Below are 22,646 nucleotides of genomic sequence, written 5' to 3'. Positions count from 1 at the left end.
TGCGGATATTAAAAAGCGCTCCTTCCGGGGTGCTTTTTTTGTTGTATAATCTCAATGTACGGTGATAAGAGTTCAATAGTGAAGGGAGCTGGATGGAATGGAAAAAGGTTATCAATTCGACGAGCTCATAAACAGAAAAAACACAGATTCTTTCAAATGGGATATGATAATTAAGCTCTACGGTGATGATGTAATTCCCATGTGGGTTGCAGATATGGACTTCAAGAGTCCATATTGTGTCATTGAAGCTCTAAGAAAGCGTGTAGAACACGGGGTCTTTGGATACACGTTCCGCTCAGACGAGTACTACGAAGCGATAATTGAATGGTACGAAAAATCTTACGGTGTAAGAATAGAAAAGGAATGGATAGTCAACGGTCCCGGAGTTGTACCTATGATAGCATTCCTAATCAACATCTTTACCCTCCCAGGAGATAAGGTCATCATTCAACCACCGGTGTACCCTCCGTTTTTCAAAGTAGTGGAAAACAACGGAAGAAGACTTGTTGAGAACAGGTTGATTTTGAAAGACGGCAAATGGGTGATGGATTACGAAGGTTTGGAAAGATCAATCGATAAACGCACAAAGATGATAGTCATCTCAAATCCACACAATCCGGTTGGCCGAGTGTGGACTTTCGATGAACTCTCGAAACTGTACGAAATAGCCAAAAGGCACAACATCTTAATTGTCTCCGATGAGATCCATGCTGATATAATCTACGAGCCAAATTCTTTTACAAGTTTTCTGAAAGTGGGAAAGGAAAATGTAATCGTACTTAACTCGCCGGGAAAGACGTTTAACATCGCCGGTTTGACAAACGCTTACGGGATAATCTCCGACAAGATTCTCAGGCAGAATTACAAAAATTACATAGAATCGCTCGAACTTTTGACAGGCAATGTATTAAGTCTTGAAGCGCTGAAGGCAGCTTATAAATGCGACGAATGGGTTGTTCAGTTAAGAAACTATTTAAAAGTAAACCGGGATTTTGCCTACCATTTCATAAAAGAACATATGCCGCTTGTGAAACCAACCCTCCCAGAAGGAACGTATCTGATGTGGCTTGATTGTTCATCGCTTGGTCTTGAAAATCCTCAAAAGTTCTTCTTAGAGAACGCAAAGGTTTATTTGAACGACGGAGCAGAGTTTGGTGATGGCCAGTCGGTCAGGCTGAACTTCGCATGTCCTAGAGCCATTTTGAAAGAAGGATTGAATCGCCTAAAAGATGCGTACGATAAACTATTGACAATAGAACACTTCAAATTGCCGGATAAAAGATTTGAAGAATGCAAAAGAATCAGGCACGAGGTCTTCGTCATCGGCCAGGGGATCGACGAAAGATTGGAACTCGACGGTAGAGATGAACAAGCGATACACTTTTTAGTCAGACATTTTGGCAAATACGTAGCAACAGCAAGGATCAGGGACATCGGAGAGTACTGGAAGGTTGAACGTGTCGCAGTTCTGAAGGAGTTCCGCGGGCTTGGATACGGCAAGAAGATAATGGAGGCGATAGAAAGTTATATAAAGAGAACGAACCCCAAGCCGATCACACTAAATGCTCAGCTTGAGGTTCGTGAATTCTACGAAAAACTCGGCTACAAATCTGTTGGCCATGTCTTCTACGAAGCTGGAATTCCACATATCAAGATGGAAAAAACCGAAGATTTAGAACGTTAGAACCTAAGGTCGAATCCAAGAGAAATGTTTATGTTGTTTTGTGATAACTCGAAATTACTCATTGGGAGTGTGTAAGTCAAACTTGTGTAAAAGCAAGCGCCTCCGTAAGATAGTACGGAATTTCGCACATACGATGAGAGCGTCACACCGGCGACAATTTCGTAATCGCTAATATAAGTCTCACCTGAGTTTTCTGAAATGTACTTAACGGATGTGCCAAGTACTAACTCAAAATTCTCACCGAACAAGAATTTTGAGAATTCCAAACCCATTGGAACTATCGTTTTGTCAGACTGAGAATTCGCATTATAAGGAATTCCAAGAGAGAATGTGAGTGACCACAGATAATTTCCGTAGATATCGCTTCTTATATACCCTATTTTCATACCGTAGGCTTCTTTGTTCATAAACATACCAAATCGCAGGCCTATGTTGTTGGGGTACATTTTTGTTTCAAAGGCGAGCGTGTGTGGTTCAACATCATCACCTGGGACAGTATAGAAGATTTTACCTTCGGAACTCTTTTCAAGAACCTTCTCCAACCTCAAAAAGCCCGTTGTGTAACCCTCCGATACGCTTTGAAAAACGTAACCCGGCTTTGCACCTATGTTTTTACCACCTTCAACTATCGCTTTCTCGCCAAAGGTCTCGGAAATAACTGCAGTGAGAGGAAAGACCGTTTGAAGGAATTCTTGAACTTGTCTCGCAGCTGAGTAATAACTTTCAACTTTCCCATCTGTGTGGAAGTTCACAACTTCAGAGCCAAATCGATCGACAGGCTCTTTCAGGATAGTTTCTATATTCTTACTAAAGAATTTACTACTGACAAGTGTACCCTTTTGTGTATCGAACACCTTCATGAGAAACGAATAAAACGTTGTGAGCCTTGTGGGTTTATACAGGTTGTAGTCGTAGAACCTCGTCTCAAAAACGTAATTATCCTTCTCCCAAGGCCCCTTGTAGTACTTTACATAAGAACCTTTCTCGATGTCAAAAACGTACCTTTTGTTAGTACTATCGTATCGATAATAACCGCCGACTTCAACCCTCACCGGCACATCCAAACCATTTATTGTCCTTCTTATGTATTGTCCGTTGACTGGGTTTTCGAAAAAGTAGTATCTGTCCTCAGCGGTTTGATTATCAAGCTGGACTAAGTTTTCGAACGTAATTAGGTACTTTGGCGGGCGGAATTTAAGAACGATTTGCTCTACACCGAACAAATCTGAAGTACGTAGGATCTCCATAACCTCATCTATGTAAAGCCTGTCGTAAATATTGTACCTTGTGTCTTCTTGCAACTGCGTTAATAGGGCTGTTCGCAAAACGGGGTCGAAACCTTTCTCAAAAAGAACGGCGATGTCCAGCTTATCAGGACTGTACTCGTTTACTACCGTTGAAAATCTCCTGTGCGCGTTCTCAATCGCCTTTTCAATTGTGGAACATTTCCCAACAATCGGGGTTATCGATTTGATGAAGAACGTCGATATTTCTATATCTGTTACTACAAGAAATATAAAGTACTTCGTTTCCTGAACTTCGTAGCTTTTCAACGCATAAAAGTCACTAATTACGTACTTATCCTCTTGCTTTCTCGCCCAGGCATATTCCTGAAGATATACATACCTACCGTTTTTATCAACTACAAACTTTTTCTGCTTTTCATCGTAGGAATACCTTCTTTTATCGGATATTCGGTAATAGCTTCCTTTGAAATAAACGTAATCTCCCTTTTCATCGCGCACAAAGTCATTTACTTTTCGGGTTATAGATTCTTTTGACACACCTATCACATGAACGATTCTCGCAGTGTTTTCTTTTACATCTGAGAATGTGCTCATTAATGAAATGTTAAGGTCAACATTCTCGTAAAAAGGTTTAACACTCTTATCAAAAACGACCCTGAGTTTCAAATTTTCACCTTGTGCAAAGATGAGTGAGGAAAAAATAACCGTAATTATGAATGCACAAATATTTAAACGCTTAAGATGGTTTCTCACCATGAGATACCACCACCTATTTCAAAGTTGGAAAGATCGATGGTAGTAAGCGCTCTGAGCGTGAAAATGCCGAATCTGACGTTTAGACCCATCATTGGAATTAGAGTAATGTGGGATGCGGAATCTTTTGGTATTTTGAGAGTCGCGATGAAATAAACAGGTGAAGAGAACATGCGATGTAAGTAACTCACATGGAAGGTATCAGTTACCGAGCTGGATAAATCATAACTCAAGCCGAAAGCAACTGAAGAAAGCTCTTCTCGGTGGATATCCAAAGTCTTCACAGAGAACTCTGCACAGATATCGCCAAGATTTTCTGGATGGTACATGTAAAGAACGCTGATACCTAACGGAATGACAAAATCCGGTTTCTTCTCCACAACAGAGAAACCTCTTTCTATCTTAGCTCCCTTCTTGATGTACTTTATTTCACACTCACTGTAGTCGCCTCCAGTACGTGCAACCGTTAGTTCTGCGATGTAATTGTTCCCATCGTAAACTCCAAAACACAGTCCTGGCTTCACTCCATCTATCGAACCGATATCAATTAGCACCCGTGGCATTCTTACATTCTCGACAAAGCCATAAAGCTTTCTGAGGTCCATAAGTCTGCTCGCCAGCTCAAAACTTATACTTTTAGCAAATCGATCCAAAATGTCTGAAGAAGGGTACTCGATTCTTAAGAGTTTATTGTTGTACGGGTCATATCTGTGCTCAACTAATGGAACGCTTAAGTGTGTATCGAATGTACCTTTTTTCACATCAGTGCTTTCTACATTCAACGTGTAACTTATCGAACAATCGAGAACATAGTAGGTGTTTTCGTGCGGCACGCGTGAATAGAAAGCCAAGGCTGAATAGTACTTACCATCCGTTCCCTTTACGTATATACCATTCTCATCTTGAATATAGTTTTTCCCATCAAATTTAAACCAAGCGCCTTGAATGACGCGAATGTACTTACCATCAGCGTAAATGTAATCGCCAGAAACATCGTTTCGTACGTATTCAACTGTTTCCTTTCTCACATTTAAGTTCCTCAGATAAAGGATCACACTCAGTGTTCCCTTCGAATATTCACGTTTGGAAAGAATCACATTTTCTGTTGAGAGCAGATCTTGGAGATTCATCTCAAAGAAAAGATGTTTAATGTTGTCTACTAAGGTTACTGTGAATTTGTTTGTGTCAAGAAGTTCAGATAAGAAAACACTTTTAGTTATCTTTTCAATGTTCTCGTTTCCAATGATATTTACCGAAACTTCAATGACTGGCTTTATCGAAAATCCCGAAATGAATAGAAGAAAAGATACAATGATAAGAACCTTCGTTATGGTCTTTTTGTAAAAGTTCCGCATACGTTTCACCTCTCGACAACCAGGGTCGATACCCTGAGGTTATCTGTTACGTGAAAAAGTACCCCTCTGTGTCTCTAAACACAAGTACCGCCGCATTTTTTAAGTACGGTGCCATGGTTTCCAGAAACCTTTGCGCTTTCTCATCTGTTGTGAAAAACTCTATTATTATCGGAAGCTCGTGGTCTATAACTTCTCTTGTCAGCGTGTGGATCTTTTTATCGAATATATACCCCTCGAACGCTTTATATTCAACGAAATCGGTAATATCCATCTTTACAGCCATTTCTGCAATCACCTGGTTGAGCGGTTTTTTTCCGAAAGCTTCGCATTTCTGATTCTCCTTAACGTAAATACGTACAAATGTACCAATTATCTTTTCCACGCTCCATCACCCCCAAGACTACATGAATGTACGTATTACAATACTGCAAAAATGAGGTCGACCAATTCCTTTCCGCCGAACGCACTTGAAAGGCCAAGGACCAAATTGAACAATATATTCAGTGTGGCTGCAAAATAGCTTCCACTGTAAACAAGAGACATAGTCTCGTACGTTAGTGTTGAAAACGTGGTTAACCCGCCCATGATGCCTGTTGTAAGGAATAACCTAAAAGATAGGTTCATAGGAATATAAAACGCAACCTGCATGATGGCTCCGAGAAGAAAGCTCCCTATTATGTTAACTACCAAAGTACCGTACGGTACAAAAGAATTTGGATATCTTTCGTTTAACCACAACGAAATCAGGTATCTGATAATCGAACCTAAAAAGCCACCTGTCCCGACCGCTGCGAGTTTAATCCAAAACCCTGACCTCAAAATGAAACACTCCTTTCATTCAAAATATCAGTACCTCAGGTTCGAAAAGCTCAGCTGCCCTTACACCGATCATGCGACCATAAAGTTCGTTGAGTTGCAAATAAGGTTCCAAAACATCCAGTTGTGTTTTGAACTTGGCAATAAGCTCCTTTTTCATTTCGTATACTTCAGAAATATCAACGTACACTCTTGAACTGGGACTGCTGAACGGATCCGATACGAACCTCAGTACATTCCTGCACAGATGGGGCTCGTAGTCTAAGAATTCCGGAGACACCATTGCAAGGAACAAAGCCTTGCTCGTTGCCAACCCCACCGCTGCGTGGTCTGGATGTTTATCACTCGCAGGATGGGTTACCAACACATCCGGTTTGTACTTCCTTATCAGGTTAGCTATGACCTTCGAAAGTTCAACGTTAAAGTCTAAACTGGCATCTTTGAAGTTCAAAAACTCGTACGAATCAACCCTTAGCATTTTGGCTGCTTCCATCGACTCTTCGTAGCGTTCTTGAACACTTCCTTGACCTGCCGAACCGTCCGTAAGTACAACGCAGTAAACCTTTGCTGTTTTGTTTCGCTCATGGATTTTGAAAATCAAGCCACCAGCCCAGATCTCGATATCGTCCGGGTGTGCACCAACGAAAAGGTAACTGCTAAACGACGTCAACATACATACCACCACCGTTCGAGATATTGATGCTGTTAACTAAAAGTATTGAAAATTTCCAAAAACCGTATTATCTTCTTATTAGTGGAACACCCCCCACCATCAATTCTCACAAAAAGGAGGTACTCCACTATGCAAAATTCTGTAGTCTCTTGCCCCAAATGCGGCTCTACCAACATCTACAAAAACGGTCATGATAAGTACGGTAACCAACAATACTTTTGCAAAGACTGTAAGCGCACTTTCAGACTTGTTCATTCAAAAAAACACAAGTTCTTCTCTTTCCCTTATCCTAAATGCCCTGTCTGTGGAAAAACTATGCAAATCCACAAAATCAAAAAAGCCTTCGTTAAGTTCCGTTGCCGTTCTTGCCATACCAGAGACGAAATCCCAACTAACTTACCTCAATTTGTCCCTCTTCCTTTCGACTCTTTCAAGTTCTTCCGCTTCCCTATCTTTATTGTCCTTAAAGCCTTCGTCCTTTATTTCAAAGCTGTGTCCTTGCGTTCCATCAGAGACTCACTTAATATCAAAGTCTCTCATGTCGCTATCTACAAGTGGATCCTTAAGTTGTCTTGTTTCTTTTCCATCCTCGTTCCTGTAGATGCTTTCAAAGTCCATGGTGATGAAACTGTCGTTTTGTTTAAATCCAAAAAGTACTACGTTTGGTTCTTAGTTGAGCACGATTCGAATCTTATTGTTGCTTGGCATGTATCCAAATATCGCGATATGGGTCAAGTGAAGATATTGTTAGAGAAGTTCTTTGGTAACAACGAAAGAACAATCGAACTAATTACAGATGGACTTGGTGCATATGGTGCAGTGAAGATACTATACAAGAATATCAATCATATTGTTGTGAGACTTGGGCAAAACAATCAATGTGAATCGAAGTTTTCGTTATTCCAAGACTTTGTACGAGCCAAGCGTGGATTTAAGAATATTGACAATCTTCCAATGTACGTGAACAGCTTTTGTGTAGTGAGAAATCTCTTGAAACTGAACAACAATGATATTGCGCGTGTTATCTGTGTTCTATTGTCTTCCATCACTACAAGTTAACAGCATCGAGATATTTGAACTATCCCCAAAGCATGAAAGTACACGAGCTATTCTGAACATATTATATCCCTCGCTCGCAATTTTTCCAAATGTTCAAAATCTCATGTATAATATTTCTGAGACCACAAAACTGAGGTTAGGAGGCGAGTGCACAATGTCAGAAAAAATCAACTATCTTGACGTGTTTAAACCCTTCGTATACAAGGACGAGTTTATCGAAATGCCTTACAGGTTGTTTGTTCCCGAGAATATGAAAACCCAGGAGAAGTACCCGTTGGTTGTATTTCTCCACGGCGCAGGTGAACGTGGAAGGGATAACGCGAAGCAAATCCTCGCAAACGAGGGCGCAACGGTATGGGCAAGTGAAGATGTTCAACAAAAACATCCGTGTTTTGTTTTAGCTCCACAATGTCCAGAAAATGCATACTGGGGCACTTCGTTCAGAACAAGTGACGAACTTGAGCCAAATTCGTTGCTTTTAACTGTTGTCTTGATTGTTGATAAGGTCATTCACGACTATCCAGTAGACACAGAAAGGATATACATAACCGGTCTGTCGATGGGAGGATTTGGCACGGTGGGTTTACTGACGCTTTGTCCTGAAAAATTTGCAGCAGCAGTTGTCGTCTGCGGTGGTGGAAATGTAAAGAAAGTTCACAAAATTTCTCATATCCCAATTTGGTTCTTTCATGCCGAGGACGATGATGTTGTTCCAGTAAAGTACTCGCGCGATTTAGTCGAAGCACTTGAGAAATTAGGAGCACCTGTAAGGTACACGGAATATCCCAAGGGTTTCATGGCAAGTCTTGGAAGCTTTCCGCACGCATCTTGGATACCGGCTTACAGGGACAAAGAAATGATCGAGTGGGTCTTTAGTCATAGAAAAGTGAAAAGATAAAAGAACGCAGGGATACCCCCTGCGTTCTTAAAATGTCGATTCTTTTTTATTTGTATTTTTCTATGAGTTCGTTCAGGAACTTTAAGACTTCTTCCTTACTCTTAAACTCAGGCATGCTGAACATCGGTTCTTTCCAGTCCTTCATTATTTCTTCTTCTGGTTTTTCCTGATACAAACTTATCAGAACTTGTGCTGTGTTGAGAAATTCGTCTTTTATGAGTTCGTAATGTGCCTTGAAGCGTGCGTACCTTTCGTAAAGCTTCATCAAATCTGTGTTGATGACACCTGTTAGAATCGAATTAAGTTCTTTCCTCGCCTCTTCTGAGAAATTCAGAGCGCCCAGCTGGTTTTCAAAATCTTTCATAGAATTATAAGCATTGGTTTTCCAAACACTTGACTTGCCCACTCTCGGCCAAAGTGAAGGTGCGTATTTCACAATTTCATCTACGTATTCCTTCTCAATTTGCTTGAAGTCAGTACTCATAATGGTTTGGTACAATCTTCGTAACCTATCTTCAAACATAGGTGTAAGGCTGTTTGAGAGATATCCCTTATCATCCTTTGCCAGCAACGAATCTAGCTGGTTTTTCAAATCTTCAACAAATTTTTCGTAGCTCTTGTCCCAAAATTCTTTGTTGTCAACTTTCTTTGAGATGTAGTCGTAGTTTTCTTTGTACCATTCAAGTAACTGTGAATACGTAACAATGCTCTCTTGGTATTCCGAAATGATCTGGTACTCCCTGGCGAGTGCATGTAGATAATCAAGTACACCATCGGGCACACCCCAAACACCTTTTTCCTCCATGTACTTGCACGTTTTTGCTTCGAGTTTTGCCATATCTACAAGTAGGTTTCGTGAATCAACGTTAACTGGATCCAATGCTTGGACCGTTAAACTTGCGAAGTATCGGTAAATATCCTGCCCACCGGTTGTTGCAAGTTCAATATCGATGTTTTTCCAGTCCGGGAACCTGTTCCATCCACCGGGCATTATGTAGAGGGTTCTTCTGACCCACGTGTCGAATTTATTGAACAAAACAGATTCAAGAGCCACTGTCTTCTTTTTGAGTTCCTCGTCCTCTATTGTGTCGGTAACCATTTTGGTAAAAAGATAAAGTGAGTTGTATCTGATTGCCAATGTTTTGAAAGTATTTCTTTCTGTGAACGTGAGAAGTGAGAACTCGTACAGACAAGATGAATCAACAAGTGCTTGAACCGTCGGCATGTCTATTTTATCTAAGAACGAAGGATTCTCCTTGATATACTTTGCGAGATCTTTGTAATAGGCGTACTTGAACCTTTCTGGTAGTATCTTTTGATATTCATCGTAATTTTGACTTAAGACCGCTTCCGGATCTTTCCTAAGCGCCTCTTTGAGCATTTCAATTCTTATCGGATCAGAGGCAAGTGCAGCAAGATAGAAATACGACTTTCCGTAGGTATGGTTTAGCTGTATACTTTTCAAGAAATACGATTTTGCTTCTTCGTAGTATTTTTTGACTTCTTGAGGTATCGCTTCTTTTTGAGCAATCAGTGTTCTTCGATTCTGTTCTATCTGGTTTTTTATGTTTTGGATGTTCTGCAGTCTTTCACTTTCCGCTTGCGCCCTGTTGTAGAGTCCACTCAACGTGCCAGACTGAGATTGCTTATACTTGTGCCAATTCTCGGGCGAGTAGATTTGGAATTGGCCTGAGAAATTATTCAAGTCAGACTCGATTTGGTCTAACTGTTTCAGATAATTGTCTATTTGCGTCATCTGATCTCTCAATGTTACAAGAGTTTGGAATGCGATGTTCCCATTCCTAAAGTACACCTCTGAAACGAAATGATTCCATCTTAGGTACGTTGAACCAGCGACAGCAAATATGAGTACAAAACCAACTGTCAGAGCTCTTGTTCCCTTTACTTCGTATTCTCTGCCATCAACTTTATTGAAGTACTTGCCCAGCCCTGCACTTATAACGAATGTTGCCAGCAATGCATTTGGCAAGAGGTGACCTGGGAAACTGAAGACACTTTGGAATGCGAAAACTATACCACTCAAAACGAGCATAGAAAACAAGATGATATCGTCACGATCTTGAATTTTGCGGATGTTTCTTGCAATATAAAGGGTGAGTAGCACAAGCATCAGAACAATCAACGAAAGTCCAATTACTCCTGTTTCTCCGAGTATCTGGAAATAATCGTTGTGCGCCCTTTTGAAATTGTTCCAACCATAACTGTAGATAGGTTTGGCATCGGTGAGGTCTGCGATCCCGTAAAGCCCATAGAGTTGGTACGTTCCTATCCCTTGACCTAAGAGTTTGTGTTTTTTCCACATGTACAACGTAGAGAACCAAGATAAGAACCTTTCATCTCTACTCGATACCGAAGCCATAGCGTTGAATCTTTCGGTCATAGTGAAAGTTCCGTAGTTGTTAAACGGCGACGGAATGTTGTAAAGAACAACAAGTAAGAGTGCCATTAAAATGAATACCAAAACAGAGATCCGGCGCAAAGATTTCAATCTGGCGAGCACCTTAGGTGCACTTTTTTGAAGTTCCATTTCGGCTTTATCTTCACGTTTTCTAATGAAAAAGAAGTATGCAACAACCAGTAGAATCACTTCGACAACGAGTGCCAGATATTCTGATCTTGTTTGGGAAAATATAATCACGTCTAAATAAAGGATCGCAGAAATCAATGACAGGAACTTCAAAAAGAAAATAGCGGAGAATCTTTGCACGTTTATAACACCAAGGTCAAGACTAACGACGAAATAAAGAGCAATAGGCAGAAGCATGTTCAAGTAGTTCGAGACAAATATCACATTTCCTATATTCGCCTTTATACTCGCTCTTTCAAATGGGCTCCCAACTTGTCCAAGCATTATATCGTAACCTAAGTAAAAGTTAAGAATCGCATTAATTGCGACGAACAATCCTGTCAACACGAAAACAAAGAGAAACCTGGCAATCTTTTTCTTGTCGTCCAGAATCGTTGAAAAATAAAATGCCCAAAGCACGTTCAAGAACAAATATAATCCAATATCGAAAGCCTGTCTAAAAAAGTAAGGATTGTCTCTCCATGTGTTTATTGTCGAGAGCAAAGCCACTATCGAAAACGCTAGCCAAACAAAATGAACCTTGGTCGCGTAGAACTTAAACTTCTTTGTTTGTAAGAGTTTAAAGAGTAGATACACCCCTATCAGCAGTGTCGAGATAGTTAGGATCGCGTACTTTGGAGTACTGAACTCGTAGGTATACTCTTTGTGGGCAAAGAGCGCAACAAGTGGTATAGTTACATACAGAACGAGCTCTTCAAATAACGAAAGCACTTTCATCCTCCTCCCTTATATCACAGTGTTTTTTAATACTTGAGTATTTTCAGCCAGCGAGAGATAAGGTAGTACATAACAACGACAAATACAGTCCCTACTACTGAAAGCAGTTTGTCCTGCTTCGATATTACACCAACAAGGAAAAACGCAAACTGGGTAAAAGTCACAATCAGAAGTGTACGTCTTTTGTTTTGTGTCTTTAGCTGTATTTTATCATAAAAATGCCCTCTGTCGCCACTGAAAGGATTACGACCATTCAGAATTCTTCTCAAAACACCTGCACCTAAATCAAAAAAGAAAAGAGAAAGGAAAATGAAAGCTGATACTACATATTGGAAATTAGAGGAAGCATTCCGGAGTGCTGAGAGTAATCCTATCGAAAGCACGCCACCAATCATATAACTTCCCGCATCGCCCATGAATATCCGCGCAGGTGGGAAGTTGTACAGCAGATAACCCAGCAGAGCACCAATAAGCGCAATCAATAAGATTTTGTCATATCTTGATGTTGCAACCATCACTAAACCAAGTGCTGAAATAGCAGAAACACTTGCGCAAACACCATCCAAACCGTCCATCATATTCACGGCGTTTATCAAACCAACTATCACAAAAACGTAAATCGGGAAAAAGGCAGATAGCCCAACGTACTTATACACAAGCACACAAGAAATGAGAAATTCCGTCAAAAGTCGAACCTTCGGACTTAGGTTTTTGACATCATCATAGAGTCCTAAAAGAACCAGCACGGTTAAGGCAATTTTTGTTAGAGGCTCAAAAGGAGTGGGAAAGAGCACACCAAGGTAAATACTCAACCCCCCGAGGTACGGTGTTATTCGCTCGTGCGGTTTAAGTTCACCATCTGGCTTGTCAACAATGCCGTATTTGTAAGCCAACCGACCAAAAATAGGTACTGTTATCGCACTGATAACAAAAGAGGGTATTATAACTAAAAAGTCATTCAAGAAAGTTGAACGCATTACGTTCCCCACCTACTTTCTGTTCGAACGCTTTAGTAATATTCGCTGCCGAGTTGCCATCTCATCACGATTAAATATTATACTACTCATTGTAGCATTTTTAATAAGTTGGTTTTCTTCATTAAGAAAACTAAATCAACTATCGCCAAGACAACAATTACAGTTGGAATAATTCAACGAGAGAATTTCAAACTTCGTCTCTTGACAATTCGTTCTTATATGTTAATATATAACACGGTCAGCAAAAATGAGAAAGCTGACTCTTTGAAAAGATGGCCCCATAGGATAACGGCTAGTCCATCGGATTCTCAGTCCGAGGGTCGGGGTTCGATTCCCCGTGGGGCTGCCAGAAGGGAAGCCCCCATAGTTCAAAGGATAGAACGGCGGATTCCTAATCCGCAAATGGAGGTTCGATTCCTCCTGGGGGCACCATGATTGGGCCGCTAGCTCAGCAGGTAGAGCACCTGACTCTTAATCAGGTGGCCGTGGGTTCGAGTCCCACGCGGCCCACCAGGTTTTTTAGGAAACCAACACTTATAAGTAAATGTGAAAAGAGGAAGCGCCCGGCTTCCCACCCAATGGCATAAAGCTTATTGGGTAAGTAAAAGTAGTGAGTGATGTTTATAGCAAAACTTTGTGAATCAATCGTTGGGAAGGTATTCAATGGCGGGCGCAAGCCCGCATTAATTTTTTTGATAGGAGGGGAAAACTATTAAGAACGAAAAAGAAAAGATCATCAAGAACGAAGAAATCCCGTTCTCAGAACTGCGCGTAATTGATGAGGAAGGAAAAGTAGTTGGTGTCATGTCCAAGAGCGCAGCTATCGACCTTGCCAAATCAAGAGGTTTAGACCTAATTCTTGTCGCTCCAAATGCGCAACCACCAGTCGCAAGAATTCTCGATTACGGCAAGTATAAGTATGAACTTTCAAAAAGGGAACAGAAGGCCAAAAAGAACCAGAAGATTATCGAAATTAAAGAAATGAAGTTCAGACCTGCAATAAATGAACACGATTACCAAACGAAACTGAAGCATATCCGAAGATTTATCGAAGATGGTAACAAGGTTAAGGTCACTGTGATGTTCCGCGGACGAGAAATGGCATTTATGGACAAAGGTAAGGAAATCCTCGAACGTATTGCCAAAGATGTTGCCGACATTGGCACCGTTGAAAAAGAGGCAAAGGTTGAAGGAAGAGACATGTGGATGATGCTCAAGCCAAAGAATTTGTAAGAGTTGGAGATACAAAAAATAATACCAAGTAGGAGGGAAAAACAATGGCCAAGAAGAAGATGAAAGTAAGCAAGACTGCTGCCAAAAGGTTCAGAGTAACAAAGAATGGAAAGATTATGCGCAGACATGCTAACGCATGGCACAAAACTGGAAAGAAGAGAAGGTCGACACTTCGCGCATTAAGACTCGAAGATGTTGTTTCAAATGCTGACAAGCCAAGAATCCTCAGACTTCTTGGCAAAAAATAAGTAGATAAAAAATCAAACCGAATAAGGAGGAATAACTATGCGCGTTAAGAATGCTGTGAATGCGAAGAAGAAAAAGAAAAAATTTCTGAAGTTTGTCAAAGGTTTCAGAGGAGCACTCAGCAGAAGGTATTCACTTGCAAAGCAATCTTACTACAGAGCACTCAAGTTCGCATTTGATGGTAGAAGAAATAAGAAGGGTAACTTCAGAAAACTCTGGATCACAAGAATTAACATCGCAGCAAGAAATGAAGGACTCAAATACAACGAACTTATCCACGGGCTTAAACTTGCGAATGTGACAATCAACAGAAAGATGCTTGCTGAGCTTGCGGTAAACGATCCAGAAAGCTTCAAAGAGTACGTAAAGATCGCAAAGACAGCTCTCGGAAAATAATTGATAATGATTCTCAAAATCAAGGGGCGCAAAGCCCCTTGATTTTTCTATTTTGAGCAGAAAGGAGTGACCTTTTTGAGCGAGCTAAACGCAGACAAAGCTATCAAAAAGGTGGCACTTATCGCTGTTTTTACGAACATCTTACTTGCGGTACTCAAGGTCAGCATCGGCCTCATTTTCAAGAGTATGGCTGTTCTGGCTGATGGTATTGATACGTCAACGGATATCCTAACATCTTCTACAATGCTAGTCGCAACCTTGATTTCTAGAAGACCCCCTGATAAAGGCCATCCCTACGGACATCATAAAGCTGAGAACATAGGTGCAAAAATAATATCTTTCGTCATCTTCTACGCAGGTGTGAGTTTGCTTATTGAGAGTGCGAAAAGGTTGATAACAGGGGAGTACGAAGTTTTGATGGGGATCCTCCCATTGCTCGCAGCTATTCTCTCCGTAGGTGGAAAAACATTCCTCTTTCTGATCGAATACACAACTGGCAAGAAGTACAAGAGCAATTCTATGGTTGCAGAAGCCAAGAACATGAGAAACGACATCATAATGTCAAGCTTGGTTTTTGTAGGAGTTGCACTTAATAAAATCGGTCTGGCGTGGATGGACCCTTTGGTTGGAATCGTGATGTCTGGTATAATAATAAAGGTAGCGTGGGAAGTTTTTGAAGAGAACGCCCATGACTTAATGGATGGACTTAGAAAAGAAGAGATGTGGATTTACGAAAAGGTCTTCGAAGCTTGCCAAAAATGCGGCGCGCACAATCCCCACAAGGTGCGTGTAAGAAAAGTTGGAGGAAAATTCGACATAGACATGGATATCGAAGTAGATGGTAAAATGAATGTTAAAGACGCACATGAGATTACAAAATGCATAAAGAAGCACCTGTGTGAAACAAAAGAGATTTACGATGTGGTTATCCACGTTGAGCCGGAGGAGAACGATGAACACGAGCCTTTTGGACTCACAAAGGAGAGTTTCGAAAAGGACGAAAGAAAAAATGAATAATCTACCAGAACTGTTTTCAGGTCCCTGGAAACCTTTTGCTTTTGGTTTGCTTACATTCATAATTGCCCTGATTCTTTTAACCCCTGCAACATCTTTCTGCCTCTCCCTTGGTGAAATTCTAGAAAAATCGAAAGAAGACCCAGATTTTGCTTGGGATATGTACCTATCTTACATATCACAATTGAGTCCATATGTCTCAAATGAAGAAAGCAGAAGGATAGAACAGCTTGGAAGGATTCTTAATGCCAAAAGGAAACTCAAAGATTTTGATTTTGCGCTCAAAGAAGACGTAGATGGACTTATAAAGTTTTTGAAGACATCTACTCTGAAACCGAATCTGAAATATTATATTTTGGAGATTTTCGGAGAAGAAAAACTCATCGATTACTTAAACAGTAACCTTTCACGGAATATTGATGCCTTGTTGATTCTAAATGTTCTCACCATCGATGTGAAGGATTATGCAAAAGACGTGCTTGAAATAATATCAAAAGACACAAAAACCAAAGAAAAACTCTTCAGCGAAGTGTTGAAGAATTTGGAAAAAAGAAACGCGTTTGTGCAATACGTACTGGAAGAACTGTACCAACGTTACGCAGATGCCGACAAGGAGATGAAAGCTCGAATTTTGGAGCTGTACAAAGACTTTAAAGCTCACGGATTCGTAGACGAAAGATTTGAGCGTATATTAGCCAAGAAAAACAAATTGTGGTTTGTAATCTGGTCTTCCGTCAAGGAGTTTTTCTCTCACCTGTTGAACGTTGGTAAAAATCTACTCTTCAGTACCGTTTTTCTCGTGGTACTTGTTGTAATAGTGCTTTTCTCAATAAGGTACACAAGGTACGAAATTTTCTACCTCCTGGGCTTGAAAAAACTCGCTGCGCAGACTTACAGAAAAATTGTAGACAAAGACCCTCTGAACGAAGAAAAAAGATTGCGCCTTGCACAGCTTTACGAAGAGGCGGGCATGTTTGAAGAGGCGATGAACGAGTACAACTTCTTGAAAAGGATAAAGCTTGAATAATGATTCCTTTTTTGGTGGTATAATGTTTTTGAGAGAGAATCCTTTTTAAATGCCAAAAGGAGAGATAGAGAATATGGATAAAACATACGAAAAGCGCTTTATCCCGCTGTCGAAACCACAGATAACAAACGAAGATATAGATATTGTAGTTAACGTACTCAAATCGGGAAGACTTAGCATAGGACCTTACACTGAGATGTTTGAAAATGCTATTTCAAATTACGTGGGGTCAAAATACGCTGCTGCCGTTTCCAGTGGCACAAGCGCTCTCCATCTTATTTTGAAAGCTCTCAATTTTGGGAAAGGAGACTTGTTGATTGTTCCTTCCTTCACGTTCGTTGCCTCCGCTAACGTGGCACTGTATGAAAACGGCAGTGTTACCTTCGTTGATATAGAACCTGAGACGATGAACATGGATATCGAACATTTCAAAACGGTAGCGGAAGAGAATTACAACAAATTTCGGAGGATATTTTTAATGGCCGTGGATGTATTTGGACATCCACTGGATTGGGATAAAATAAACTTAATAAGCGAAAAATACGATATTATAGTTGTTGAGGATTCTTGCGAGGCACTTGGAAGTGAGTACAAGGGTAAGAAAGTTGGTACGTTCGGAATGGCTGGAGCATTTGCCTTTTATCCAAACAAGCAGATAACAACGGGTGAAGGTGGAATCGTTGTCACAAACAACGAAAAGATACACAAAATGTCAGTTTCGCTGAGAAACCAAGGTCGAGGTGAAGGCCAGGGCTGGCTCTCTCACGACTATGTTGGTTACAATTACAGAATCGATGAAATGTCGGCAGCGCTCGGATGGTCACAGATGTGCAGGTTGAACGAGATTATCGAAAAGCGCATGCAAGTAGCTAAGCGCTATGAAATGCTTTTAAGAGACTTACCTTTGCAACTACCTGTTGTGAAGGACTATGTTACCAAGATGTCCTGGTTTGTGTACGTTGTTAGATTGCCGAGAGGTACAACAAGTTTCACTCGCGATGCGATAATGCAGAACTTAGAGAGTGAAGGCGTTCAATGCAGAAATTACTTTGCTCCTGTACATCTGCAAAAACCGTACAGAGAGTTGGGGTGGAAAGAAGGTATGCTGCCTGTAACTGAAGAAATTTCCCAAAGGACGATAGCTATCCCATTTTACACTGACATGACACTAGAAGAGCAAGAGTACGTCGCTGAAAAACTACGTGCCGTTTTAGAAAAGTTTTTGAAGTAGTTTTGGAATATAACAGGTGATAGGGGGAAAGGTCATCATGGTTCAAACATTGCTTAACACTTTATTAGCCTCACTAATTACTACGTTATCAATGCCAGGCTATCTTTACGGGGGGTTGGTGTTCTTTTCTTTAATCCCTCTGTTTTTTGCCCTTGAGAAGAAAGGACCTTTTATTTCTGCAACCGTGTCTTTTTTGTACTTTTTTGTGTTCTCTTTCTCGAACTTTCACTATTTAATTAACACACTGACGACCAGTCTACCAGAACTATTCGGTCGATTTAACGCTACTACAGGCTTCTTTGTTTTTATACTCTTCTGCATACTGGAAGCTCTTCCATTCTTGCTCTTTGGTTTTTTCTATGGTCTCTGGGCTGAAAAGGTCAGATTCAGATTCCTTGAACCGCTTTTTGTAGCTTCTATTTACGTTATTGCCGATTACTTGCGTGGAATAGGTGATTTGGGTTTTACGGGCGGAAGACTGAGTGATGCACTCTATAATTTTAGGGGCTTACTCCAGATACTCCCGTACACAGGGACTCTCGGACTTGTGTTTCTCATAGTTGTTTTAAACTACGAAGGCTACAAACTTCTGCGTGCAAACAAGCAAAATTTTGTGTTTGTATTAGCAATCGTAGCCCTTATTTTTCTGATAAATGGAACAGTAGAATCATTCCTACCAAAGAAAGTGGGAGATAAACCTGTCGTCTTGGCTCAGACGAACACACCACAGAAGGTAAAGTACACATATGATCCAAACACAATAATCGATTACCTTGAAAATAGCTTTTCAAATGCTCCAGCATTATTAACGATATTTCCTGAAGCAGTCTTCTCAGGTACGGATATAAGAAACTCGGAAGTGGAAAGAAAATTGCTTGAAAAATTTAAAAACAGGGTATTCGTGATTGGTTATCCAACTCTGGTTGGAAATAACGCGTTCAACAGCGCTGTAATTTATGCGAATGGACAGTTCTTAGACAAGTACGACAAGGTCCATCTCTTTCCATTTGTAGAGAACCTACCTTACAAAGAAATATTCGGTCGGCTTGCGTTTCTGAGGGGAATGTACTATTTCTCCCCCGGAGAAATAAAAACGTTTAATATCGAAGGCTACGGGAAAGTGGGACTGCAAATCTGCTTTGAGTCATTTTTCCCGTATATTTCAAGAAAGATGTCAAAAGACGCGAACATTTTGATAGTCATTACAAACGATGGATGGTACGACTCAAGAATTCCATTAGTTCAGCACTTTGTCCAGGCGATTTTCAGAGCTGTTGAAACGCGCAGGAACGTCGTCCAAGTTTCCAACACAGGTATCAGCGGTGTTGTTGATGAATACGGTAGTTTCGTCACATTACCTGAGAACAAAACTACTTGGGGACTATTGTACGTCAAACCGAACGACAAAGTAACATTTTATGCGACATACGGCGATTATATAGTCCTCGTATCACTGATTCTGACGATACTTGTAGGTATTACAGCAAAGAAGAAGAGGACGATATTCGATTAACTCTAGGAGGATGAAAACGTGAAAAATGTACCTGCTAGTATAGAAGCGGAACAGGCGTTGATAGGAAGTATTTTGATTGAGCCAGAGAAGATTGATAACATCGTTTCGATAGTCAGCTCCTCTGACTTTTACGATCCTAAGCATCGTTACATCTTCTCCGCCATAGAGCAGCTGCACGATGAGGGACTCCCAATTGATATAATATCCGTTTGCGACAGGCTGAAGGTGATGGGTGTTCTTGACAAGATTGGTGGAGAATTGTACGTTGCTCAACTTGCCGATAACGTTCCGACATCCGCACATGCTGAGATGTATGCCCAGATAATAAGGGACAAGGCGATCTTGAGAGAACTGATTACTGCCGGTAGCCTTATTGTCGAGAAGGCCTACAATGAAGCACTCAACGTAGACGAAGTACTTGACGAAGCAGAACGGCTGGTCTTCAGGATAGCGGAGTCACGTGCTACAAAGACGTACATAGACATCCGGAGTGCTCTGACTGAGGTCTTTGAACATCTTGAAGATTTGAGGTCAAAGCACCTTAAAGGACTCACAGGTTTGGTAACAGGCATTCCAACGGGCTTTAAGAAGCTCGATGAAATGACATCCGGATTTCACAAGTCCGATTTAATAATCATAGCAGCGCGTCCAAGCGTGGGAAAAACGGCATTCGCACTGAACTTAGCAAAAAACATGGCAACAGTTGGGGAAGCCTCAGTCGGGATATTCAGCCTGGAGATGAGCAAAGAGCAGCTGATCCAAAGGCTTCTGTGTATGGAATCACTTGTAGACCTTCAAAAAGTCAGACGAGGTTGGTTAAGTGACGAAGAGTGGAAAAGGCTTGTTCAAGGGGCTTCCAGATTGATGAAAGCGAATATAATAATAGATGATGAGTCTAATCTGGAACCGCGAGTCTTGAGGGCAAAAGCCAGGAGGATGAAAAAAGAATACAATATAGATGCCATATTCATAGATTACTTGCAGCTCATGGATTTAGGTGATGGTAGAAGAGATAGTAGGCAGCAAGAAATATCCGAAATCTCACGTTCGTTGAAGCTTCTGGCAAGGGAACTTGATGTTTCCATCATTGCACTATCTCAGTTATCGAGAGCGGTTGAGCAAAGAGAAGACAAGCGTCCACGTCTCAGTGACCTCAGAGAATCCGGAGCTATCGAACAAGATGCGGACGTTGTGATATTCCTTTACAGGGAGGAATACTACAAAAAGCAGCATGTAGACCTACCACACGAGACAGAGATAATTATCGGCAAACAGCGAAACGGACCCATCGGTACAATAACGCTTATGTTCAACCCCTCGTTTACAAACTTCTTCGAACCTGATGTATTCCATTCGGAAAGCTGAAATAAACTACAATAAAACACAAGGAGCGGAAGAGTATGGTTAAAGCAATCTATCCGGGGTCATTTGACCCTATAACTTACGGTCACATAGACATAGCACGGAGAGCAGCCGAGCTATTCGATGAACTGTACGTAGTGGTTATGGAAAACAAAAGAAAAAACTACACGTTCACAATCCAAGAGCGTGTAGAGATGGTAAGGGAATGTCTTAAGGATATCCCAAATATACGTGTTGAAACATTCTCGGGACTTTTGGTGGAATACACTACGAAGAATAATATAAACGTAGTTATAAGAGGCTTAAGGGCAGTTACGGATTTCGAATACGAACTTCAAATGGCACTTGCCAATAAAGAGATATGCAACGGCGTAGAAACCGTCTTCCTTATGACCGACAAAAATTATTCGTTTCTTTCCTCCAGTCTTGTTAAAGAAGTTGCATCTTTCGGTGGACAGGTTTCCCAATGGGTCCCTGAAGTTGTGGAAAGAAAGTTACGCGAAAAGTTTGGTAATTTAAGATTTTAAGATAATGAGATGAGGTGAAATTATGGATTTAAAAAATGTCGGCCAGGGGGAGCTCGTGGAAGCTATAGTGAAAGCGGAGAATCTTTCCAAGATTTACGGTTCTGGTAGTTCAAAGGTTGTTGCGCTCGATTCTGTGAACCTGGAGATAAAAAAGGGAGAAATTGTTGCGATTTTAGGTCCCTCCGGTTCGGGAAAAACTACTTTGTTGAACTTGTTGGCAGGGCTCGATATTCCCACATCAGGGACGATAGTCATTGACGGCCAGGAGATAACCAAGATGTCCGAAGAAGAAAAGGCAAAATTCAGGGCAAAGAGTATGGGATTCATATTCCAATTCTTCAATCTGATCCCGGTACTAACCGCTGTAGAGAACGCAGAATTACCACTTCTCTTAAACAAGGTTCCCGTTGCAGACGCAAGAAAGAGGGCCTTAGAGTTGCTCGAATTGATGGGAATCTCCCATAGAAAAGATGCATACCCTTCACAGTTATCTGGTGGAGAACAACAAAGGGTCTCAATTGCTCGTGCGCTCGCTACAAAACCAAAGATCATATGGGCGGACGAACCAACAGGTGCACTCGATGTGAAAAACGGCGAGCAGATAAAGAAGCTAATAATCGAGCTTAATAGAGAGTTTGGAACGACATTCGTTATAGTAACACATGACCAAAATGTTGCTCAGATAGCAAACAGGATAATGAGAATGGAAAACGGTAGGATTGTAGAGGTCATAGAGAATACCACAAAAGGCATTTGAAGGGGAGAAAGTGGCAGAATATGGTTGTTTACCTCACAGGTGATTCCCAGCTCGGTAAGGAACTTTATATAAGAGAATACTTAAAAGGAAAAGATGTGGAGTATCACAAAATATATGCCGACGATGATAACAAAATCGAAGAACTAAAGAACGCAGGTGTGAGCTTAGGTTTGTTTGCAAATGCTAAGGTTTACGATTTGGTTGATTTCGATGAGTGGTCTAAAGACGAAAAGACACAGTTTTACTCTACTGACTTATCCGCAAGTTGGGTCACTGTCTTTGTACGTACAGAGAAGGTGAGCAAAGAAGTCACTAAGCTACCGGGAAAGGTAGAGGTCTTAACGTTTGAAAAACCAAAAGAATGGGAAGAAGACAAATGGCTCAAGTTTATAAGCGATGTCGCAAGCAAAATCGGTATAGTATGTTCAGAAGAAACGGCAAAAGCCGTATTTAAATTCACAGGGCCGGATGAATACGCTATACTAAACGAACTAGAAAAACTTCAGCTTTATGCTGGTGACCATCCAACTCCACGCGATGTTGAGGATGTGGT

General features: G+C 41.0%; 21 protein-coding genes and 3 tRNA genes (1 of these 24 only partly in view). 17 read left to right on the top strand and 7 right to left on the bottom strand.

The genetic code is table 11. The features are described 5' to 3' along the window. Nucleotides 1–97 precede the first annotated feature (97 nt). A complete protein-coding gene (locus NA23_RS01585; protein WP_033191359.1) occupies nucleotides 98–1,684 on the top strand; it encodes a PatB family C-S lyase in 1,587 nt (528 codons plus the stop codon). Here the strand turns inward: NA23_RS01585 and NA23_RS01580 are convergent. From NA23_RS01580 to NA23_RS01560, 5 genes are read right to left on the bottom strand one after another with little or no spacing between them, the layout of a single operon-like run. Further along, nucleotides 1,681–3,684, bottom strand: coding sequence for a hypothetical protein (locus NA23_RS01580; RefSeq protein ID WP_145974438.1), 2,004 nt, complete (start codon nucleotides 3,682–3,684; stop codon nucleotides 1,681–1,683). The two genes, NA23_RS01585 and NA23_RS01580, sit on opposite strands and share 4 nt — an antisense overlap. Beyond that, nucleotides 3,681–5,039 carry a hypothetical protein gene (locus NA23_RS01575; RefSeq protein ID WP_033191361.1) on the bottom strand — a complete coding sequence of 453 codons (1,359 nt, stop codon included), beginning with the start codon at nucleotides 5,037–5,039 and terminating at the stop codon, nucleotides 3,681–3,683. Before NA23_RS01575 ends, NA23_RS01580 begins: the two co-directional genes overlap by 4 nt. A gap of 46 nt (nucleotides 5,040–5,085) precedes the next feature. Then, complete coding sequence (locus NA23_RS01570) at nucleotides 5,086–5,421, bottom strand: DUF190 domain-containing protein (RefSeq protein ID WP_033191362.1); 336 nt, start codon at nucleotides 5,419–5,421, stop codon at nucleotides 5,086–5,088. A 35-nt stretch (nucleotides 5,422–5,456) separates the two neighbouring features. Next, complete coding sequence (gene crcB / locus NA23_RS01565; protein WP_033191363.1) at nucleotides 5,457–5,858, bottom strand: fluoride efflux transporter CrcB; 402 nt, start codon at nucleotides 5,856–5,858, stop codon at nucleotides 5,457–5,459. Between the two features lie 19 nt (nucleotides 5,859–5,877). After that, on the bottom strand, nucleotides 5,878–6,528 hold the full coding sequence (locus NA23_RS01560; RefSeq protein ID WP_033191364.1) for a PIG-L deacetylase family protein: 651 nt from the start codon (nucleotides 6,526–6,528) through the stop codon (nucleotides 5,878–5,880). Nucleotides 6,529–6,657: 129 nt separating this feature from the next. Between NA23_RS01560 and NA23_RS01555 the strand changes: the two genes are divergently transcribed. Continuing rightward, the gene (locus tag NA23_RS01555) at nucleotides 6,658–7,587 is read left to right on the top strand and encodes a DDE-type integrase/transposase/recombinase (protein WP_033191792.1); all 930 of its coding nucleotides are present in this window, start codon (nucleotides 6,658–6,660) and stop codon (nucleotides 7,585–7,587) included. A 154-nt stretch (nucleotides 7,588–7,741) separates the two neighbouring features. Further along, the gene (locus tag NA23_RS01550; RefSeq protein ID WP_203225727.1) at nucleotides 7,742–8,485 is read left to right on the top strand and encodes a carboxylesterase family protein; all 744 of its coding nucleotides are present in this window, start codon (nucleotides 7,742–7,744) and stop codon (nucleotides 8,483–8,485) included. Between the two features lie 46 nt (nucleotides 8,486–8,531). Here NA23_RS01550 and NA23_RS01545 read toward each other — a convergent pair whose 3' ends face one another. Together NA23_RS01545 and NA23_RS01540 are read right to left on the bottom strand one after the other, a co-directional pair. Continuing rightward, on the bottom strand, nucleotides 8,532–11,810 hold the full coding sequence (locus tag NA23_RS01545; protein WP_236938452.1) for an O-antigen ligase family protein: 3,279 nt from the start codon (nucleotides 11,808–11,810) through the stop codon (nucleotides 8,532–8,534). Between the two features lie 26 nt (nucleotides 11,811–11,836). Then, a complete protein-coding gene (locus tag NA23_RS01540) occupies nucleotides 11,837–12,787 on the bottom strand; it encodes a glycosyltransferase family 4 protein (RefSeq protein ID WP_052107101.1) in 951 nt (316 codons plus the stop codon). Nucleotides 12,788–13,061: 274 nt separating this feature from the next. Here NA23_RS01540 and NA23_RS01535 point away from each other — a divergent pair. From NA23_RS01535 to NA23_RS01470, 14 genes are all read left to right on the top strand, one after another. Continuing rightward, nucleotides 13,062–13,136: transfer RNA gene (locus tag NA23_RS01535), tRNA-Glu, on the top strand. 8 nt (nucleotides 13,137–13,144) lie between these two features. Continuing rightward, nucleotides 13,145–13,219: transfer RNA gene (locus NA23_RS01530), tRNA-Arg, on the top strand. 5 nt (nucleotides 13,220–13,224) lie between these two features. Beyond that, a tRNA-Lys gene (locus NA23_RS01525) sits at nucleotides 13,225–13,300 on the top strand. Between the two features lie 198 nt (nucleotides 13,301–13,498). Further along, on the top strand, nucleotides 13,499–14,020 hold the full coding sequence (gene infC / locus NA23_RS01520) for a translation initiation factor IF-3 (RefSeq protein ID WP_084384006.1): 522 nt from the start codon (nucleotides 13,499–13,501) through the stop codon (nucleotides 14,018–14,020). Between the two features lie 44 nt (nucleotides 14,021–14,064). Next, entirely contained in the window at nucleotides 14,065–14,268 is a 204-nt protein-coding gene (gene rpmI / locus NA23_RS01515; RefSeq protein ID WP_033191368.1) for a 50S ribosomal protein L35, read from the top strand. Nucleotides 14,269–14,305: 37 nt separating this feature from the next. Continuing rightward, entirely contained in the window at nucleotides 14,306–14,662 is a 357-nt protein-coding gene (rplT, locus tag NA23_RS01510; RefSeq protein WP_033191369.1) for a 50S ribosomal protein L20, read from the top strand. Nucleotides 14,663–14,737: 75 nt separating this feature from the next. Then, nucleotides 14,738–15,679, top strand: coding sequence for a cation diffusion facilitator family transporter (locus NA23_RS01505; protein WP_033191370.1), 942 nt, complete (start codon nucleotides 14,738–14,740; stop codon nucleotides 15,677–15,679). Further along, nucleotides 15,672–16,703, top strand: a complete 1,032-nt coding sequence (locus NA23_RS01500; RefSeq protein ID WP_128998154.1) for a tetratricopeptide repeat protein — start codon at nucleotides 15,672–15,674, stop codon at nucleotides 16,701–16,703. Before NA23_RS01505 ends, NA23_RS01500 begins: the two co-directional genes overlap by 8 nt. Before the next feature lie 73 nt (nucleotides 16,704–16,776). Further along, entirely contained in the window at nucleotides 16,777–17,934 is a 1,158-nt protein-coding gene (locus tag NA23_RS01495) for a DegT/DnrJ/EryC1/StrS family aminotransferase (protein WP_033192500.1), read from the top strand. A 37-nt stretch (nucleotides 17,935–17,971) separates the two neighbouring features. Then, nucleotides 17,972–19,447, top strand: coding sequence for an apolipoprotein N-acyltransferase (gene lnt, locus NA23_RS01490; RefSeq protein WP_033191372.1), 1,476 nt, complete (start codon nucleotides 17,972–17,974; stop codon nucleotides 19,445–19,447). An 18-nt stretch (nucleotides 19,448–19,465) separates the two neighbouring features. Beyond that, nucleotides 19,466–20,812: a replicative DNA helicase gene (dnaB, locus tag NA23_RS01485; protein WP_033191373.1), complete on the top strand. Its 1,347-nt coding sequence runs from the start codon at nucleotides 19,466–19,468 to the stop codon at nucleotides 20,810–20,812. 35 nt (nucleotides 20,813–20,847) lie between these two features. Next, entirely contained in the window at nucleotides 20,848–21,336 is a 489-nt protein-coding gene (gene coaD / locus NA23_RS01480; RefSeq protein ID WP_033191374.1) for a pantetheine-phosphate adenylyltransferase, read from the top strand. A 22-nt stretch (nucleotides 21,337–21,358) separates the two neighbouring features. After that, nucleotides 21,359–22,093, top strand: coding sequence for an ABC transporter ATP-binding protein (locus tag NA23_RS01475; protein ID WP_052107102.1), 735 nt, complete (start codon nucleotides 21,359–21,361; stop codon nucleotides 22,091–22,093). 20 nt (nucleotides 22,094–22,113) lie between these two features. Further along, nucleotides 22,114–22,646, top strand: the 5' portion of a protein-coding gene (locus NA23_RS01470; protein ID WP_033191375.1) for a DNA polymerase III subunit delta. 496 nt of this gene lie beyond the right edge of the window; only the first 533 of its 1,029 coding nucleotides appear in the window; it begins with the start codon at nucleotides 22,114–22,116; its stop codon lies off the right edge, out of view.

This window comes from Fervidobacterium islandicum, from assembly GCF_000767275.3.
GTDB classification, from domain to species: domain Bacteria; phylum Thermotogota; class Thermotogae; order Thermotogales; family Fervidobacteriaceae; genus Fervidobacterium; species Fervidobacterium islandicum.
Note: the sequence above shows the minus strand (reverse complement) of the source record. Positions and strands in the feature narration are given on the sequence as shown.

Bases quoted from the DNA above. Each gene is read 5' to 3' on its own strand.
- NA23_RS01585 (WP_033191359.1), top strand. From the start codon at position 98: ATGGAAAAAGGTTATCAATTCGACGAGCTCATAAACAGAAAAAACACA.
- NA23_RS01575 (WP_033191361.1), bottom strand. From the start codon at position 5,039: ATGCGGAACTTTTACAAAAAGACCATAACGAAGGTTCTTATCATTGTA.
- NA23_RS01560 (WP_033191364.1), bottom strand. From the start codon at position 6,528: ATGTTGACGTCGTTTAGCAGTTACCTTTTCGTTGGTGCACACCCGGAC.
- NA23_RS01555 (WP_033191792.1), top strand. From the start codon at position 6,658: ATGCAAAATTCTGTAGTCTCTTGCCCCAAATGCGGCTCTACCAACATC.
- NA23_RS01550 (WP_203225727.1), top strand. From the start codon at position 7,742: ATGTCAGAAAAAATCAACTATCTTGACGTGTTTAAACCCTTCGTATAC.
- NA23_RS01545 (WP_236938452.1), bottom strand. From the start codon at position 11,810: ATGAAAGTGCTTTCGTTATTTGAAGAGCTCGTTCTGTATGTAACTATA.
- NA23_RS01540 (WP_052107101.1), bottom strand. From the start codon at position 12,787: ATGCGTTCAACTTTCTTGAATGACTTTTTAGTTATAATACCCTCTTTT.
- rpmI (WP_033191368.1), top strand. From the start codon at position 14,065: ATGGCCAAGAAGAAGATGAAAGTAAGCAAGACTGCTGCCAAAAGGTTC.
- rplT (WP_033191369.1), top strand. From the start codon at position 14,306: ATGCGCGTTAAGAATGCTGTGAATGCGAAGAAGAAAAAGAAAAAATTT.
- NA23_RS01500 (WP_128998154.1), top strand. From the start codon at position 15,672: ATGAATAATCTACCAGAACTGTTTTCAGGTCCCTGGAAACCTTTTGCT.
- NA23_RS01495 (WP_033192500.1), top strand. From the start codon at position 16,777: ATGGATAAAACATACGAAAAGCGCTTTATCCCGCTGTCGAAACCACAG.
- lnt (WP_033191372.1), top strand. From the start codon at position 17,972: ATGGTTCAAACATTGCTTAACACTTTATTAGCCTCACTAATTACTACG.
- coaD (WP_033191374.1), top strand. From the start codon at position 20,848: ATGGTTAAAGCAATCTATCCGGGGTCATTTGACCCTATAACTTACGGT.
- NA23_RS01475 (WP_052107102.1), top strand. From the start codon at position 21,359: ATGGATTTAAAAAATGTCGGCCAGGGGGAGCTCGTGGAAGCTATAGTG.